Raw genomic sequence first — 16,159 nt, forward strand, 5'->3', positions numbered from 1 at the left:
AAACCAATGGTTATTATTTCTTAATAATTCCTTGTACTACTGTGGCATCGCCATCAATATTTGCAGGCACAGGTATCCCCAATAAGGTTACTAGGAATGGATAGACATGGATATTCTTAAACTCAGGAATTTTCATTCCTTTTTTAATATGTGGCCCCTGCGCATAAAAAATGGTTCCCATTTCGGGTACGGCCTGGGGGTCATACCCATGTACCCCCCAAACCTTTCTGACCTCGGGTTTTTTGGTAAGGCTTTCTTTTGAATAAAACCCATAGCCGGGTTCAGCCAGTAGCATTATATCACCGATTCGGGGATGGTTATTGAAATGCAGATGTGATGGCATATCTGCTCTTTTGTACACTTTAAAATGCTTCTGCCTGGCACCAATAGACCGGATAATAGCATCTTCACTACCTTTATTTTTCAGAAAAATACCGGCATGTGTACCACTATTCACAAAGACAAAGTCGTTTTTATCTAATCCCTCCAGCAGGTCTTCGGTATAAATAAAGGTTTCGGGCTGGTTTTTCATTTCATACATTCCATGGTCTGCTGTCAGTATTACATCCACAGGTAATTTTATCTTCTTTAAACCGTTCATAAGCATCCCAACCAGACTATCTGCCTGCATTACTGCGGCTTTGGTTTCAGGTGCATGGGGGCCATACTCATGCCCTTTTGTATCTACCATGTCAAAGTAAACAGTTATTAGATGTGGTCTTTGTGCCTCCGGCAGATTCAACCAGTCAAAAACTGCCTGAATACGGTTTTTATACGGCACAACTCCATCATATTTATGAAAATAAGATGGATATTCGCCCCCTACCGGTGCTTCTGAGCCCACCCAGAAAAATGAAGCCGCTTTCATGCCATGTTGCTGTACCAATTGCCAGATGGGCAGGCCACCGTAATAATATGGGTCCTCTACTTTGTCTCTCTGCCTGATGGTATAGTAGGCGTCTCTGCCTGCATCATAAAAACTATTGTCTACCAGCCCATGATGCTCAGGATACAATCCTGTTACCAGCGTGTAATGATTGGGGAATGTTTTGCTGGGGTACGAAGGCAGCATTCTGGTGGCAGCGGCTCCTTTTTTTATAAATTTCCTGATATTTTCTGGCTGGTATTTCTCTACATAATCATGTCTGAAACCATCAAACGAAACCATAACTACATAAGGCTTTTTCGCATTCTGGCTAAAAACTGATGCCGAACCACTGGTAAAAATTAATGCCAGCAGAAAAAATAAATTTTTTGAGAAGCGTAACATAAGGGTGTTGGCAAATAAAAACTATAAGAAGTACCAAATGCCTGCAATGTAGTATAAATCAGTAAAAATTCTGTCAAACTTACTGATATAAAATTGTTAAGAAAGAAGCTGCCTTGCAACAAGACAGCCCCTCTGCTAAAATGAAAAAAGTATGTGTACTTATATCAGGTCCCAACCTTTGCGATACTCTCTCGAAAGCATTGCATTGGCTTCAGAATCGTGTCTGAATCTTTCTTTTCTGGCATTCCAGTGTAGCTCACGGCCCAATCTGTACGAAATCAGCCCCAGGTGCATTGGCATAGTCATCTGCCGGGCGTATTCCAGGTGAGACTCAGGTAAAGAGCGGTTCTTTACAGCCGTAACAAAGTTTTGCTGATGCCCCGGAGAACGGACAATTGTAACCGGTATCTCTGGTATATCTTTCATGGCAACACCATTGATGGTGATAGTGCGAGAGCCATAATCACAAAGCAGGGTTCCTTTTTCACCTTCAAAGTACGCCCCTATCCCCATTTTTTCGGCTCCTGCTACATTGGCCGGTGGCTGAGATGTCCAGTGCAATTTCAGGCCATCAAACTGGTAATCAATGTCAATCCATTTGGGTGCATCGCCAATGCCCTCAGGCGCTTCTCCTTTGGCTTTTATAGTTGTTAGTCCTTTAGGTTCAATAGCCCACCAGACAACGTCAGCAATGTGGCACCAGAAATCCTGAAACACCCCGCCTGAATAATCAAGAAAATAACGGTAAGTAAAATGGCAGCGCTCAGGCGTGTACTGCGAATAAGGCGCAGGCCCTAACCACATGTCCCAGTTAAGGTTTGCAGGTGGCGTCTGGTAATTGGCAGGCCCTAAAACCGGAGGAAAGCCGGTTTTCCATAATCTTACAGTATGTACATTACCAATGGCACCTGCTTTAATCAGCTCCACAACCCTGTGGTAGTTATCGCCGGCGTGTATCTGGGTACCCAGCTGAAAAATTCGGTCATGCTTCTTCATGGCTTTCAGCATCTGCTGGCCTTCTCTTACGTTATAAGATAGCGGTTTTTCGCCATAAACATCTTTTCCGGCCTGAAAAGCCATAATAGCTACCTGGGCGTGCCAGTGGTCGGGGGTGGCGCAGGTTACGGCGTCAATGTCTTTACGGTCAAGAATATGTCTGAAATCGGCATAGCCTTGTGCTTTGGTATTGGGTTGCTTGGTTTGCAGGCTTTTGAGACTGGCGTTCAGGTGTTCAGAATCAACATCACACAGAGCCACTACCTCTACCTCAGGCAAAGCGGCAAACCAGTTCATGTGGCTGTTGCCCATTCCGCCAAGGCCGATATGGGCTACTCGCAGACGGTCGCTGGGAGCTACTTTGCGCATCATGCCGGGTAATAGTGCCATTCCTAATGCTGCTGCACCACCTTGCCGGATAAAATCGCGACGATTGATAAGGTTTTTCATTGTTAAGATTATTATAGTAGAGGGGTGAATATTTGAAGCATACAAGTTAAAAAAATACTTTGCAACAAACAATTTAATTTAGAAGTGGCCGGTTTACTACCTGCACGAGGCTATTTCAAATAAGACGGCTAAAGAATTGCCTCAGAATAATTTTCATGGGCTTTAACCGAAGATGCAACAAATTTCAAAAAATTGCTGTTAGCTTTATATAGTTTCTTAGGGTAAAGTATGCCTGCCGAGATAAAAACCTGTATTTTTTGTGAAGCATTTAGCCTACCTCAACAAGTTTCTGCTTAAATATAAATGGTACCTCATACTTGGTACAATTTTTACAATCATATCGAATCTTTTTGGTATCATACCAGCGCAGGTTGTACGCCATGCCCTGGACCTTGTAAAAGAAACGTATGATGTTTACCTGCTGTTCGACAACACCAGGGTTCAGAACGATATGTATGGTGTTTTCAGCACAAGCATAGGGGTTTATGGATTGCTGATTTTAGTAATGGCCATTCTGAAAGGCATTTTTCTGTTTGCTGTTAGGCAAACACTGATTGTGATGTCGCGCCATATTGAGTATGACATGAAGAACGAGATTTACGCGCATTATCAATCACTGCCCCTAAGTTTCTACAGAAAAAATAACACCGGCGACTTAATGGCACGTATTTCGGAAGATGTGAGCAAGGTGCGGGTTTATATAGGGCCTTCTATTATGTACCTCATGAATATGGTGGTGCTGGTTGTGCTGGTTATCAGTTATATGTTTTCTGTAAATGAAAGGCTTACCTGGTGGGTTTTACTACCTATGCCTTTGCTATCAGCCAGTATATTTTTTGTAAGTACATCTGTTAATAAGCGTTCAGAAGAAATTCAGCGAAGCCTTTCCCAATTGTCAACATTTGTTCAGGAAGCGTTTTCGGGCATCAGAGTGCTAAAAGCATTTGCCCGTGAGGATGACTCGGTTGAACGATTCAGAAAAGAAAGTAATGTATATAAATCAAAATCTTTGTCGCTTACCCGCTTTGATGCTTTGTTCTCACCTACCATTGCCTTGCTGATTGGTCTAAGTACAGTGCTTTGTGTTTATATTGGCGGGCAGGAAATTATTGCCGGCAGGCTTACACCGGGCAATATCACAGAGTTTATCATGTATGTTTTTATGCTTACATGGCCACTGACAGCACTGGGATGGACCTCAAGCCAGATACAAAGAGCAGCGGCATCACAACAACGCATCAATGAATTTCTGCAGATAAAAACCGACATTGTTTCTGAAAAGAACCTGACCAGAGAAATTGAAGGTGATATAACATTCAGAAATGTAGACTTCATTTATCCGGACTCAGGTATCCAGGCACTGAAAGGATTTAATCTGGATATTAAAGCCGGGGAATCAGTAGCGATACTCGGCACAACGGGCTCTGGCAAAAGTACCATTGCCAACCTGATTGCCAGAATGTATGACCCTACATCGGGCGATATTCTGATTGATGGTACTTCTATTAAAGATTATAACATTCAGCACGTACGCAGCCAGATGGGATACGTGCCACAGGAAGTATTCCTGTTTTCAGATACCATTCTGAATAATGCCAAATTCGGTTCGCCTGACATTACTGATGCACAAGTAGTGCAGGCAGTAAAAGATGCCGATTTGTATAAAAACATTATGGATTTTCCGGACAAGTTTGAAACCAAACTGGGTGAAAGGGGAATTACATTATCTGGTGGACAAAAACAACGCCTTTCTATTGCACGCGCCATAGCCCGCGAACCCAGAATACTGGTACTGGACGACTGTCTGTCGGCAGTTGACACCAACACCGAAAACATTATTCTGAATAACCTGGAAAGAATTATGAAGAACCGTACTTCGGTTATTATCTCTCACCGGGTTTCATCAGCCAAGTTGGCCGATAAAATTCTGATGCTGGATGAGGGAGTAATTGTTGAACAAGGCACGCATGAAGAATTAATAAAAAAAGCAGGCGTTTACAAAGAGCTCTACGAAAAGCAATTGCAGGGCGAAGAGGTATAAAAAATGTCCTTTACCCTATCGGCAAAGGACATTAAATGAACTGAACAAAACTATATGATATACTTCAGAAACTCAGCCTTAGTTGCTTCCTGCTGAAATTTGCCCCCATAAAAACTGGTAACGGTTGATGAGGTATCGTCTTGCACTCCGCGTGATGCTACGCATAAATGCTTGGCGTCCATCACCACTGCCACATCTTCTGTGTTCAGAATACGCTGCAATTCTTTAGCAATCTGCACCGTAAGTCTCTCCTGCACTTGTGGTCTTTTAGAAAAATACTGCACAATTCGGTTAAGCTTCGATAAGCCTATTACCTTACCGTTAGCGATATACGCTACGTGAGCTTTACCGAAAATAGGTACAAAGTGGTGCTCGCAATTAGAGTAAAACGAAATATCTTTCTCTACAAGCATTTCGTTATATTGATATTTGTTATCAAATAGCGTTACAGATGGCTTGTTTTCCGGGTTAAGACCCTGAAACAACTCTTTAACATACATTTTGGCTACTCTTTTGGGTGTGCCGTTGAGCGAATCGTCAGTCAGGTCAAGGCCCAGGGTATCCATTATCTGGCGGAAATAAAACTCAATGCGGGCAATTTTTTCTTCATCGCTTAGGTCAAAAGCATCGGCACGCAAGGGAGTATCCTCGGCTGTTCCTCTGTGGTCATCGCCCAATTCGTCTTCCATAAGGGTAGCATTGGTATCTTGTTCAAATAGAAGGGTATTCAACAAAGTTTCGTTCGGTTTCATATAATCTGATTCTAAGGTCTAAATGTTCTGGCAGTTTTACCCGCAACTTTTCGTAAATAACAATGGCAATGTTCTCAGCCGACGGATTTAAATCTTTGAATTCGTCTGTATCAAGGTTCAGGTTTTTATGATCAAACTTATCCAGTATTTCCATCTTGATTAAATCGCTGAGCAGCTTCATATCCATAACATATCCTGACTCCGGGTCTACCTCGCCGGTTACCTGCACAATCAGGTCATAGTTATGACCATGGAAATTGTAATTATTACATTTTCCATACACGCGTTCGTTTTTTTCGTCTGACCAGTTAGGATTATTCAGACGATGAGCGGCATTGAAATGTTCTTTCCTGAACACCGCAACTCTTTTAGAACTCATTATTTTTTTCTGATTTAATAACTTTGAGCACTTATTCTTAATGTCATTTCGGTGAGATGCCATAGATTTAGTCTCAAAGTTTAAAAGTCGTCTGAAAGGTTGTCAGCAACACTTTTAAACTAAACCTGCGGATATCTAAGTCTTTAATGAATTATATTCTGTTTAATATTTCTATAACAAAATAAAACAAAAAAAGTTACAGAAATTCAACAAATATACACTAATCAACTTACTATAAACTATTTACAAAAAAAACACAAACTATATAGGCTTCGTTTTTTGTTTTACTCAATGCACAAATTTATTCAGGTTTCATTAATGGGTAAGTACCTTTTTTATGTGCCAGCGCCATTTCAACGTAGTGGTCGGCGCTCATGGCAAGTTTTTCGGCTATTTCAGGAGGCAAAGTTTTAATTACCCTGGCAGGGGTACCCACGGCCATTGAATAGTCCGGAATCTCGGTTCCCTCAGTTACCAGTGCATTGGCGCCTATAATACAGTATTTGCCAATTCTGGCTCTATTCAAAATGGTAGCTCTCATGCCAATCAGCGAGTAATCGCCCACACTGGCTCCATGTACAATGGCGCCGTGCCCTACAGTTACGCTTTCGCCAATTATGGTAGGCTCGCCAAAATCTGCATGCAGAATGGCACCATCCTGAATATTACTTCTATTGCCCACCACAATTTTTTCTACATCTGCTCTTATTACAGCCGAATACCAGACAGAAACATCGTCTCCCAGCGACACATCGCCCATCACACTGGCACCGGGCGCTATAAAATTAGCCATATCATTTTTGTTTAATCTTTTACGAAGAAACACAAATGCGATGAATTTTCACTAATCAAATTCGCAAAAATTCATCGCATTTAAAATTGACACCAGCTAGTGCCTTTTATCAGGGCCAGATTTCTGTAGGCTGATGAAACTGTTTCCAGGCTCTCAGATATTCTTGCCTTGCGTATATCTTTGTAAGTTTTTTACCTTTCCATTCCCCTTCGGTACATTCACCCTGCCAGTTCCAGAGGCTATGGGTTTCTTTGTCTCTTATACCTGCAGCGTCAGGCACAAAATTCAGAATTTTACCTTCAACGGTTCTGGTAAAAACATGAAACGAGTAGTTATCGGCCTCTATGGCTATAACCAAGGGGGTATTGCCCACTTTATCGTTCAATGTAGTTACATTTACCAGATTCTTCCAGATGTAAGCCTTGTTTTTTCCATCTGCATTAATACCCACAACCCAGCTTTTATCCCATACTTTACCGGGGTTGGTAAGAGAGTCTTCATCTTTTTTCTCACGGCGGTCATAGGTTTTTAAAACTTCATATTCATCTTTGAAAGTATTGTCTGGTTGAAAAACCAATCCCTCCGGATACTGCTCAAAAAATGCTTTCAGGGTTATCTGTTCTGACGGAATGATATCCAGTTGTTTCCCTGTTTGCTTACCCGCAACGGCTTCTCCGGTTGCCTGATACCACCACGATCTGGTGTCTGAATCCTCTATCACAGCATTATAATGTCTGGCACCAACCAAACGAAAAGTCTGCAGTTTTCTATCAACAAGCGGGCTGAAAACCAAACCAGTGCGGCACATGGTACAATAGGTAACTAACACGGGCTTACCAGCTACATTGTCTTGTATTTTGTGGTGGTACCCAACATATTGAATCGGATATGCCTTTGCCACACCACCGTTAACTACTGTCATTACCAACAGGCTGTCAGGTACCCGATTGTCCTTTTTACCGGCAAATTGTATTTTTACAGGTTCTTTGAACATTTCCTGAGCGCGATACGCCACATCCGTGAAATAATACAAACCTATACTTATGAGCGCAACGACTCCCAGCCAAACCCTCTGCTTTATTGTCCCGTTTGTTAAATAAGACCAGGCCGGAACAATCAGTAACAACAAACCTATAATTCTTGACGGCAGAATAATTTTCTCAAGAAAATAGGTTATTTTAATGGCCTCTAAATCCTGGCTTCCGGGAAAAGGCATTAATAAATAAGCCTGCACCAGTGCAGGTAAGATAAACACAATTGCGCCTATCCGGAACAAACGGTTTTTGAGTGTAAGGTTCATTGCTTTGTGATTAAATTGAATTTTGTGGCCCGGATTGGGCTACAAAAGGTAATTCGTTTATAATTTCAATCCTACGGTGAGGTTTATACTACGACCGTCTGATGACCATACTCCCGGACCCGGATAAAAGCCCGGGCGTTTGGTAAAGTATTGTTTGTTGGTCAGGTTATTAATATTCAGCTTCACCATCAGGCCTTTTGTTAATCGGTAGCTGGCGTTTATGTCAAGCAGGGCATAAGAAGGTACTATACCTACCGCACCATTGGCAGACGGCTTTACGGTATTCAGGGCATCGGCATAACTTTTTGCTGTATAGCTATGCAAAACAGTTATGCTGAGTTTCGTATAACGGAATGTTATTCCGTTGCGGCTTATCCACTCCGGGGTACTTTCTACTTTGTTGGTCTTTACACTCACATTTTTGTCGCCAACACGTATGGCGGCGTCCTGATAACGGGCATCCATATAAGAAGTGGAAGTAAAAACTGACATTGACGATTTAGACGAAAAACGGGTATCATACTCAATAAAAGTTTCAATTCCATTCGTTCTTGAATCGCCAATATTGGTACGCAAATAATAAAAGTTACCGTTGGCCTCGGTTCCGTAGGTCATACCCATTCGGTTATTATACTGAATCTGAAAAGCGCTGATATCCCACTTCCAATGTTCGGTATGGCCTCGGTAGCCAATTTCAGCATTGTATCCTGAGGCATCTTTCAGGTTTTTATCTATCTTCTCATAGGTTGCCGATGGGATAATATCCTTGAAAACCACCGGACGATATGCCTGAGCAAAACCCGCATAAATGCTCTGGTGTTTATTTAACTCATAAGTGGTGTTCAAGCCAAACAAAGGGAAATGATGCGAAATAGTGGTAGGCAATTGATTAGCATCATAATAGGCTATTCTCCCGCTTAGCCTGGAGGCTCCGGTTTCTAACCTCAGACCCGGCGTTATTGCCAACCTTGATGTTATGGCAAACCTGCTTTCCGCAAAAAAAGCCACATTTTTTGTTTTAAGGTGCATATCTCTCACCCAATCTCCGGTTTTTGATAAATCAAAGTCGGTTCCTGTTGTGCCTTTACCCAATTGCTGGCGATTCAGGTCATTACTCATCAACTGCACACCAGTTACCAGCACCGACGACACACCGCCTAAATTATAATGATGTAACAAACGTGCTTCAAGCGTGTAACTGTTAAAGTTATCAATATCAACCTGCCTGTTGGCATACTGCAAAGTAGTTGGGTCAATGGCATCGGCTATGTTTACGGTCTTATCAAACAATACGCTGTTTCTTACACCCAAAACTGCCGATGCTACCACTGAAGCCCGCGTGCGCGAACTCAAACGAAAATCGGCAGATACAGACGGAATATAAATTGATGGGTTAAAATAGTTGCGCGACCGACTTGACTGACGCGGATTTGCATAAAACATACTATCACTTAAAGGCCCGGGTACATGGTATAGATATTTTGAATGTTTAAAATCGGCCTTTAATATTAAATTTTTAGAGACCTCATAAATTAACCCGATGGCTTCGCCATTATAATCGCTCTGCGAGTTATTTCTGTAACCATCTGAATGTCTCTTTGAAAAATACCCATAATACTGTAATTTACCTATTTTACCGCTTACACCGTTGTAGCTGCTCAGCAGACCAAAAGAGCCTATAGAGCTAATGGTTTCAAAACTGAAGGCTCTGGTGGTATCCGGTTGTTTAGATATATAGTTGAGCATACCGCCAAACTGGGCTCCATATTGTAACGAGCCCGTGCCTCGTACCAACTGTATAGTCTGGATAGCCTCCATCGGTAAACTGAAATGGCTGGCCGGATAAGCATACATATCAGAATTGGTAATGACACCATCAGCCCGGATATTGAATTCCCAACCACGGTGCGGGTCTAAACCACGGGTTGAAATATTGGTCTGGTTACCGGTACCATCCATGTCATAAACAAATACGCCCGGCACTTTGGCAAATATCTGGCGCGGTGTCTTTTCTGCAATGTTGGCATCCAGACCCAGCACATTAATTACTTCGTTTTTCTTACCTCCTAAAAGATACGTACCTTGGGTAAGCGGTAGCCTTTCTACATTGTTGCGGTAGCTTTGGTCTATTATGTTTACCTGCTTTAATTCTCTTACTTTGACGGTATCCGGCTTCTGGGCATATAGTGGGGTGATACATACCAGCAGTATGCCTAGTATTTGCATTGATTTCATAACGTGTTTTACCGAAACAAAAAAGCCATACCAGTTACCACCTGTAACGCTCATTTGTTTCGTTCCTTTAAATTAATACTGATTTTATTAAACAGAAAAGAGGTATGACACTCCGAAGTCGGAACATTATACCTTTGTACTTGTATATAAAATCAGGTTAACTCAGGAGGGGGTGTATGCAACAGATTGATTACGCTGGCATACCGGTTTTCTTGCTCATTAAATGGTTGTGAAGGATTAGAAACCAAACATGGTTTAATAAGTTGAAGGGCTGTGTCGTTTAACAGATACACTTTAAGCAAACCACTATATAACTTCATGGCTTTACTCAATGGGCTTTGTGGCGTGTCAGCGTCAAACATTCCCTGAACCAGCGAAGTCAGTTCATCAAATCGCTCCTGTGCATTCTGGTTCGACTTCAGTATTACATACAAAGTATCGTTTTCCTGATATTCGTGCATTACGTTATAAAACTCATTGCCACTTCTTATTAAACCTTCTTTTATGGTATTGTCAATACGGATGGTTTTGCTTGAAGCCGGCAATTTTATCACCTTCCACTTGTCTTCTATAATTGTATTTGAATGTGTCTGATAATTATCTTCAAAAAACAGCATGGCAATTGTAAGCCCGAACAAATGATTGAGCAAAAGCAATAAGAGGCCTATGGATGCTATTCTTTTCAATATACAAATCTGAGCTAAAGAGGTATTTTAAAAGTTAGTAAGATACTCTGCACCTCTAAAAGAAGTGCAGAGTTGAAATTATTTAACTAAAAACAAAACACTAATTTCTTTGTCAGGCAATGGTTGTTCTGGGTGCAAACCCAAGGTTTAAAGCTAAACACTGTGCATCAAAATAATGCACAGTGTATGAAAACTACGTATGTAAAAACAAAACCACAAAGTACCGATTTTCTATTTTCCTATGCTTTTCATGGCATCAAAGCTGGCATAACCTTCAGCCGCTATGCGCATACCTCTGGGTGTATATACCTGTGGGTCGGAGGGCGCCCATGTTCCCAGACCGTCAACGTAACGATTAAACATACAGAATGAAGCGGCTATTAAAACGGCGTCATGAATCTCTTTATCGGTTGCGCCTGTGGCTCTGGCAGCTTCAACCTGTTCAGTAGTCACGTTTTTTCCTCCTTTCTGCACGCTGCCTGCAATGGCCAGCAAAGCTTTCAGTTTGTCTGAAATGGGTGCCTCATTGAAATTTCTCTTTATCTGGCCAATCAGCGTGCCGTCGTCTTCCAGATAACATTGAGCAGCAGCGCCATGCACATGCTGGCAAAAGAAGCAGTCGTTCAGGTAAGATACGTAAGTGGCAATGGCCTCGCGTTCTCCCCTTGACAAACTATTGTTTTCAACTCTCAGCAACACCTCAGCCAAAGCATTAAGTGGTTTGGCTGTATCTGGCCTGAAAGCCATTAACCCGCGTATGCCGGGCAGTAAATCTTCTTCAGGTAATTTTATATGTGCCATTGCTACAAATATTATGAGTTAATCAGATTCGACTTCTTCTCCCGGGTTAGGTATGCGGCCAGCAGGGCCACTACAAATGTTATAGAAAAGGCAAGCAGTGCGTTTCCAAATCCACCGAATAGGGTAACCAGGCTACCTACAAAAAACACAGCTGTGGCAGTAAAGAAACGACCCACATTGAAACAAAAACCTGTTGCCGTTGCCCTTATGCTGGTAGGAAATAACTCAGGAATATAACTTGATAATGCACCCTGACTGATACCAAAACATAGAGAAAGCAAACCGGCTTCGGCATAAACAATCGTGCTGAATACCTTATTGGTTATAAATAGCAGGCAGCAGGCACCTACACAACCCACAAAGGTCAGCATCAGTGTTTTTCGGCTTCCAAAAGCGCGTATCAGAAATCCAGACATCACCCCTCCAACAATACCACCCATACCCAGCAGCATCATCGTTATTCCTCTTTCTTTCTGGCCGTCTTGCCCGGCAGGTAACAAAGACTGAACCCAGGTAGGCAACCACGAGAAAATGCCCCACAGGCCTATCAGCACTGCCCCGAAAATAACTGAACCAGTAACCAGATTCGGGCGATAAGCTTCATTAAACAAATCATTAACTGAAGTAGCAGGCCCATTCTGGATGTTTTTCCACTTAGGAGACTCAGGCAGCAATAATGCTATTAGTAATGCCGTAATTAAAGGAATAAGCCCAAGCCAGAAAGCCTGACGCCACTCTGAAAAAAGTACGTTTAACCCTCCTGATGCCACAATGCCCAACGGAAAAGCAACTGCCAGCACACCCACCATAATCGGACGCGTTTTCTCAATCCAAATTTCTGAAATATAAATAGTAGTTACCAATAACACCCCACCCACACCCATGCCGGAAAGAAAACGATAAACCAGCAGCATATACCAGTTAGGCACAAAAACCGTAAGCAGTGTTGCGGCACCATATAGAGCAGTAACAAAAACCAGAACTTTTTTGCGACCGATTTTATCGCTTATTATTCCAAATAGTATTCCGCCTGTCATCCAGCCATATAACGATACTGCACTAATGTAGGCTCCAACTTCGCCAAGCCGGGCTTCAGTTATTGTGCCGTTCAGCAGTTGTGGTACCGCAACCGGTAAGTACACCGACATCAGCGTTGAAACCGTACCTCCGAAAGCATAGCTGATTACACAAAGAATAAATGCCATTGCTCTAATTTTAGGAGACAAAATTGTTTGTGTCGGGTTAGTTTTCAATTTCATTCAGGTTTTTAGGGTTAGTAATCAGGCTTTCGGCGCCATTGTATGTTGCCGGCTCTGGTTAAAATGTTTTGATTGATAATACTCAAAAAGTATAATGGGCAAAACGTAATCACCCATGCGTTCAATGGTTTCAAAAATATCTATCGGGTTGCCCACAATCGGAAAAAGTAACTCATAGCCTAACTTATATAAGCAAATAAAGATTAACAGACCAGGTATGCGAGGCTTGAGCAAAACCAGAAACGCCAGCGATATCTCTACCAGACCAAAAATCTGCAGGTTTACTCCGGTCATCGGCAACCCTACCCCTGTCATATTCTTAATTAGTGTTGGGTGGTTCATGAATACCGCCAACCCGCCATGCCCGGCCAGTAAGCTGAACAGACTCAGCCTTGATACCCACTCAATTACACTTGCCTGCATATAGGATACCGAGCCCAAAGGTTTCAGTTTCTCAAACCATTGCTTAGCAGTAGCAGGCAAGCCATGCACCAGCAAAAACAGAATGGGTATACCATAATTACCAGCTCTTTCAAAAAACTCAGACATACCCATACTGGCCGAAGGGCGCAGCATGGCCGTAAATAATGTCCAGAAAGACGCCCATAACAGGAAAGCTCTGTTGGGATAAAAAAACACAACCAAGCCAATCAGAATATCCATAGTGCCAATGACAGGCATAAAATTGTAAGCTATGGGTTCATTAATAAAGAAAACCTTAAAAAATGGAACCCAGCCTTTCTTTAATACAAGGCCCCAGAATCCGTGCCCTACAAAGCAGCCTAAAACGCCAAAGCGCAACCAGAAGAAAAGTTTTTCTTCATAAGAATACCGCCCCGAAAATGGATTAATCAGAATTAAACTTTTAGTACTCATCAGTCTTTGAATCTTTCAATCCTGCCATTGAGGCGCTAAATGGCTTTAACGGCAGGTGTAATACAAATGGGAATATTTTTATTATCTCCTCCAAAATTAAGGGTTTTAATGCTAATTTCTTTGGGTTTATTGTTTCCCTCAGTAATTTTAAGCAGCTGATTTGGCTTTATATTTCTGAAAACCTGCTTTGTGCCAGAACCCGGCCAGATGATCGAAATTTCATCAATTATGTTGGCCTCTCCGATGCCTATCTCTCTTCTGAGAGAAGATGAACCAAAACTTCCCCCTGAACTCAGGTCCTGATAAACTGACCTGCTTATTCCATTTTCTTTAAACGTAACTTTTATTCTGGCACCGATTCCTAAACGGTTACTGATTTTGCCTTCCAGTATGAGTTTAATCCAGCGGTTATTATTCTGACCGGGGTTCAGATACAATGAATTATTGTAGGAGTCACCGGGATAAGCCCCACCCACTTCAATAAAAATATCCTGGTCGCCGTCATTATCTAAATCAGAGATACCCACACCGTGTCCTTTTTGCAGATTACCCACACGCGCTGAAACGGTGGCATCAGCAAATTTTTTACCACCGATGTTTCTGAAAAGCTTATTAGGAACTAACGACTGGTAATCAGGATTTCCGGTACCGAGATACATATCCGGGTATCCGTCATTATCTATATCTCCGAAATTAGACCCCATCGCAAATATGCTATGGCTGATGCCCGCTTCAACCGATACATCCCTGAAAGTGCCATCATGGTTGTTTTTGAAAAGATACATTTTACTTCCGCGGTTAGGTATGCCCAACGCATCAGTAGCTACTGAATAAGCCATTGAGTGGTCTGCCTGGTATCCGCAAACGAATATATCAAGCCAGCCGTCGTTATCGTAATCCCAGAACCAGGTCGGGAAAGTAAAATTTCTTAGCTCACTCAAACCAGAGGCCTGCGTAACATCTTCAAATTTTAGTTTTCCATTCTTTTGCACTCCTTTATTCTTTAAAAGCACTTTGGTTTCCTGATGGGTTGAAATAAATATGTCCTGCCAGCCATCATTGTCGTAGTCGCCTGCAGTTACACCTTTAATAAACAGATTCAGGTCACAGCCGGCGTCAATGGTTATATCGGTAAAAGTGCCGTTTTTATTATTTATATACAGCTCGCAACCGTGCATTTCGCCCATATTGGCGGTTTCGTTGCCAATGAATAAATCCAGCCAGCCATCATTATTAAAATCTCTCCATACCCCTGCCTGTGTTGGGTGCAACGAATACAAGCCGCTGTCAATCGTCACATCAGTAAAGGTTCCATTTCCATTATTCTTTAATAGCGAATTCGGCTGTTTACCAAACGGGTCGGGCATCCAGGCCCCTCTTAAAACAAAAATGTCGATAAATCCATCATTGTTATAATCGGTTTGCATAATGTTCAGCCCACCTTTAAATCTCGATAGGCCCGACTTCTCCGACACATCGCTAAAAGTGTTGTTTGCATTGTTTTTAAAATAATGCATAGAACCATCAAGCCCCAGGTCTGAAATTACTATATCCAGATATCCGTCATTATCGAAATCCTCCAGGATAGTTCCGCCTGCCTTGTTTTTTAAATTCAGGTTGAGGCCCGGAGCTACATCAGTAAAGGGATTCAAATTATAGCCTGACTTGTCTTTATCTAAATCAGGAATCAGATATTGAGCTGGTACTTTAGCCGGATATTCTCCTATGGTCATGTAGGCAATGTTTAATAGCCACTGTGCTTCATAATCATAAGGGTTTCTTGAAAGAATTGTCTCATAAACCTCTATGGCTCTGCGAGACCCGCCTTTTATTTTATGGATACCTGTATTAATTATGGGTATCACGCACGATTCTGCCGTATGATTATTCACACAATTCTGGCGTTCGGCCAATCGCAAACTGGCAATTCCCAGGCTGGTCAGGGTTCTTTCGGCATTACCCTGAAACTTGGTTAAAGCCATAGGCAATATGGTTTCCAATAAGGTTACCGCTTTTGTTTCTTCACCGTTTTTCAGATAGGCATTGGCCTTATAAAAATCTGTAATAAAGCTTTTGTATGGATTCCCCTGAGCCAGTGTACTCATCGAATCATAAAAGGCAATTTCTGCCTTTGGCGAAAAGGGATTCGTTCTTTTAAAACTTTCCTGATGAATCTTCGCCAGTATTTTAACCATTTCTTCACTCTTATCACTTCTGCAGGCAAAAACCATCAAGCCCGATACCAGCAAAATCCAATATTTAGCTCTTCCTGATATTAATTCAAAAAGTTTCATGTTGGTGAAATTTAAGTATGTCTTTAA

The 16,159-nt window shown here is 42.0% G+C and carries 13 protein-coding genes; 1 reads left to right on the top strand and 12 read right to left on the bottom strand.

Features of this window, described 5'->3' with window-relative positions:
• Window positions 1-13: 13 nt before the first annotated feature.
• Both C0V77_RS06215 and C0V77_RS06220 read right to left on the bottom strand, forming a co-directional pair.
• Entirely contained in the window at window positions 14-1,270 is a 1,257-nt protein-coding gene (locus C0V77_RS06215; protein WP_101725454.1) for an alkaline phosphatase family protein, read from the bottom strand.
• Window positions 1,271-1,429: 159 nt separating this feature from the next.
• The gene (locus C0V77_RS06220; protein WP_101725455.1) at window positions 1,430-2,716 is read right to left on the bottom strand and encodes a Gfo/Idh/MocA family protein; all 1,287 of its coding nucleotides are present in this window, start codon (window positions 2,714-2,716) and stop codon (window positions 1,430-1,432) included.
• 259 nt (window positions 2,717-2,975) lie between these two features.
• Here C0V77_RS06220 and C0V77_RS06225 point away from each other — a divergent pair, with 259 nt between their 5' ends.
• The gene (locus tag C0V77_RS06225) at window positions 2,976-4,757 is read left to right on the top strand and encodes an ABC transporter ATP-binding protein (RefSeq protein ID WP_101725456.1); all 1,782 of its coding nucleotides are present in this window, start codon (window positions 2,976-2,978) and stop codon (window positions 4,755-4,757) included.
• A 50-nt stretch (window positions 4,758-4,807) separates the two neighbouring features.
• On the opposite strand, the gene folE is transcribed toward C0V77_RS06225, so the two are convergent.
• The 10 genes from folE to C0V77_RS06275 form a co-directional block, all read right to left on the bottom strand.
• Window positions 4,808-5,509 carry a GTP cyclohydrolase I FolE gene (gene folE / locus C0V77_RS06230; RefSeq protein ID WP_101725457.1) on the bottom strand — a complete coding sequence of 234 codons (702 nt, stop codon included), beginning with the start codon at window positions 5,507-5,509 and terminating at the stop codon, window positions 4,808-4,810.
• On the bottom strand, window positions 5,469-5,888 hold the full coding sequence (locus C0V77_RS06235; RefSeq protein WP_101725514.1) for a 6-carboxytetrahydropterin synthase: 420 nt from the start codon (window positions 5,886-5,888) through the stop codon (window positions 5,469-5,471). The genes folE and C0V77_RS06235 overlap by 41 nt, the downstream gene beginning before the upstream one ends.
• 301 nt (window positions 5,889-6,189) lie before the next feature.
• Window positions 6,190-6,681: a gamma carbonic anhydrase family protein gene (locus tag C0V77_RS06240; protein ID WP_101725458.1), complete on the bottom strand. Its 492-nt coding sequence runs from the start codon at window positions 6,679-6,681 to the stop codon at window positions 6,190-6,192.
• Window positions 6,682-6,790: 109 nt separating this feature from the next.
• Window positions 6,791-7,981 (bottom strand): DUF3179 domain-containing (seleno)protein, encoded by a 1,191-nt coding sequence (locus tag C0V77_RS06245; protein ID WP_101725459.1) that lies wholly within the window; start codon window positions 7,979-7,981, stop codon window positions 6,791-6,793.
• A gap of 57 nt (window positions 7,982-8,038) precedes the next feature.
• Window positions 8,039-10,270: a TonB-dependent receptor domain-containing protein gene (locus tag C0V77_RS06250; RefSeq protein WP_229236210.1), complete on the bottom strand. Its 2,232-nt coding sequence runs from the start codon at window positions 10,268-10,270 to the stop codon at window positions 8,039-8,041.
• Window positions 10,271-10,368: 98 nt separating this feature from the next.
• Window positions 10,369-10,902, bottom strand: a complete 534-nt coding sequence (locus C0V77_RS06255) for a hypothetical protein (RefSeq protein ID WP_143706019.1) — start codon at window positions 10,900-10,902, stop codon at window positions 10,369-10,371.
• Window positions 10,903-11,133: 231 nt separating this feature from the next.
• Window positions 11,134-11,703 (bottom strand): carboxymuconolactone decarboxylase family protein, encoded by a 570-nt coding sequence (locus C0V77_RS06260; RefSeq protein ID WP_101725461.1) that lies wholly within the window; start codon window positions 11,701-11,703, stop codon window positions 11,134-11,136.
• A gap of 11 nt (window positions 11,704-11,714) precedes the next feature.
• Entirely contained in the window at window positions 11,715-12,962 is a 1,248-nt protein-coding gene (locus C0V77_RS06265) for an MFS transporter (RefSeq protein ID WP_101725462.1), read from the bottom strand.
• 21 nt (window positions 12,963-12,983) lie between these two features.
• Window positions 12,984-13,838 (bottom strand): hypothetical protein, encoded by an 855-nt coding sequence (locus tag C0V77_RS06270; protein WP_101725463.1) that lies wholly within the window; start codon window positions 13,836-13,838, stop codon window positions 12,984-12,986.
• Window positions 13,839-13,873: 35 nt separating this feature from the next.
• Complete coding sequence (locus tag C0V77_RS06275; protein ID WP_158237892.1) at window positions 13,874-16,132, bottom strand: CRTAC1 family protein; 2,259 nt, start codon at window positions 16,130-16,132, stop codon at window positions 13,874-13,876.
• Window positions 16,133-16,159: the final 27 nt, after the last annotated feature.

It is taken from the genome of Emticicia sp. TH156, from assembly GCF_002855535.1.
Classification (GTDB): Bacteria; Bacteroidota; Bacteroidia; order Cytophagales; family Spirosomataceae; genus Emticicia; species Emticicia fluvialis.